This window comes from Sellimonas caecigallum, from assembly GCF_019754295.1.
Lineage (GTDB): Bacteria > Bacillota > Clostridia > Lachnospirales > Lachnospiraceae > Sellimonas > Sellimonas caecigallum.
This window is the reverse complement of sequence record NZ_VIRV01000043.1, coordinates 1-2385: the sequence shown is the minus strand read 5'-3', so window position 1 is coordinate 2385 and position 2385 is coordinate 1. Positions and strand designations below refer to the sequence as shown.

Annotated in this window: 2 protein-coding genes; both read left to right on the top strand. The window is 47.3% G+C overall.

What is annotated here, in order from left to right:
* Positions 1 to 232: 232 nt before the first annotated feature.
* Positions 233 to 1807: a Mu transposase domain-containing protein gene (locus tag FLB61_RS12885; protein WP_087213600.1), complete on the top strand. Its 1575-nt coding sequence runs from the start codon at positions 233 to 235 to the stop codon at positions 1805 to 1807.
* The coding region (locus FLB61_RS12880; protein WP_221920424.1) for an ATP-binding protein at positions 1804 to 2385 on the top strand (582 nt) is incomplete at its 3' end. The genes FLB61_RS12885 and FLB61_RS12880, both read left to right, overlap by 4 nt.

Here is a 2385-nt window from a genome sequence, read left to right as displayed (position 1 = left end):
TGTGCGTGGTAAGGTAATTTTACAGCCACAGGGTAAGGAGTTTTTTACATGACGCGGTAAGAACTTTTTTACATCATGCGGTAACGACTTTTTTACATGAGATGGTAAGAAGTTCTTTACACTGTACGGTAATCACTTTTTTACATCCCCTGCGGCGAGTTTTATCACAGGAGGAGTCAGCAGTTCATCCGATTTTGTATACTGTAAGCAGTACACAAGAGAGGAGACCTTTATGCTGACAAAAACAAAAATGCAGGAAATACAGGATTTAAAACTACAAGGTTACACAAAAGCTGATATTATCAGGTACTATGAAGCGCAGGGGCGCAAGCCTCCCAGCCGCCCCACGATCAGTAAGTATTATGACATGGATGTAATCCCGGATGATCCAGGCGCTAAGCTTGCAAAACCAAAAACATTTGACGCGGAGCCTTTCCGCAGCACGATTATCAGAATCCTTGAGACGAACAGTGGAAAAAGTTTCTGTATGTCATCTGTTTACGATGTCCTGGAAGAAAAATTCATCGAAAACGGAGCGTATGAAAAACTTCCCGGGAACCAGCAGACACTCCGCAACTATGTCCACTATCTTGAGGATTCCGGACAGATCAACAGGGAACCGGAGCATCATCGTATCTATGATTATGTTTTTGACATCCCGCCCGGAGAACAGATGCTCATCGACTTCGGTGCGGAGACTCTCTCAAAAACAACGCACATCCATTTCATCTGCCTTTTGCTGCGTTACAGTCGTTTTTTATGCGTCTATGCACAGGATCACAAGTATAACTCGGAAGAGGCCTGTAAGGCGATCTATCGTAGTTTCTGCAGACTTGGAGGGCGTCCTAAGGAACTGGTCATCGATCAGGACGCCGTGTTTGTCGCCAGTGAAACCTATGGTGAAGTCATCAAGACCAGGACCTTTGAAGATTTCTGTACAGAACAGGATATCCGGCTCTGGGTGTGTAATAAGGCGGACCCGGAAAGCAAGGGACCTATCGAAAACTCTGTCGGGTTCGTGAAGAAAAACTTCTTCAGTGCGCGGAAGGTCACCTGTATTGATGATGTGTGGCGTTCCCTTCCCGGATGGCTGGAACGCAAAAACCAGCGGATCCACCGTTCCACCTTACGGGTTCCAAAAGCAGTCTACGACAGCGTTGAAAAGTCAGCCATGCGGCCTCTTCTTCCATCCGTGTATGAAACATCTCCGAATACGTTCCGCACTTATGAAATCGCAGCATTGCCTTACGTCCTGTATAAATCATGCAGGTATTCGGTTCCCCGTGATTATGCGTTCAAAACAGTACGGTTCAAAGTTGTCAGTGGCAAAATCCACATTTATGATGACCAGCTGAACTATATCTGTTCTCATAATCTCAGCGAGAGGAAAGGAAGTGTCAATCAGCTCCCGGAACACCGGAAACAGGACTCCGGAGACTGGATCGAGATCATGGAACGTCTCCGCGGGAAATGGAACTGCTATGACTTCCAGCACTTCATCAATGGTGTAAAAAAGGAAAATCCACGGCATATCTCCAAACAGCTTCGGGCAATTGAACAGTTCCTTGATTCTGAGAATCCGGATAAATCCCTGGTAGCACAGGTAATGAAGGAGTGCTGCCAGAAATACCGGTATCAGTTCTCACAGTTTAAAGTTGTTTACAGCCTTGCAAAAGCCGGCCGGGAACTGACATCAGATGACTGTCGCGCCCAAGTCCCATCCGGTAATGTCAGCTATACAGATCTCTCTGTTTATGCGAAAGCATTTCAGGAACGCATAGAACGGAAGGAGGCTGCTATTCAATGAACCGTGAAATCTTAAAAAGTATGGATACCGGTCATATCCCCGTACAGCGGCTCACAGCGTTGCTTGAAACATTTACCTTAAAGCACGCGGCGCGAATGCTTCCGGATCTTCTGGAAACTGCAGACCTGCAGGACTCTTCCTGCAGGGAATTCCTTCTGGCTGTTCTCGAGACCGAAGTCAAAGGTCGGAATGAACGGCGTCGGAAACGTAACTATTCCGCAGCGCATTTTCCACCAAATATCCGACCATTGGAAGAGTTTGATCCGGAAGAGCTGGAGTCAGGTATTACCCACGCGCAGCTCTCCGTATTGAAAGAATTATCCTGGCTGGACAACTGCGGAAACCTTGTCTTTGCGGGGCCTCCGGGCCTCGGCAAGACCATGATTGCCTGTGGTCTTGGTCTACAGGCTGTCAACAGTGGCTATACTGTATGTTTTGAGAAGATGACCAACCTGATTAAGATTCTCGACACCGCAGAAACAGAGCGCGCAGCCGGATTTCGACTCAAAAATATCAAGAAAGCACAGCTTGTCATCATTGATGAGATCGGCTATACACCGATAAGCCGCGGACAGGCA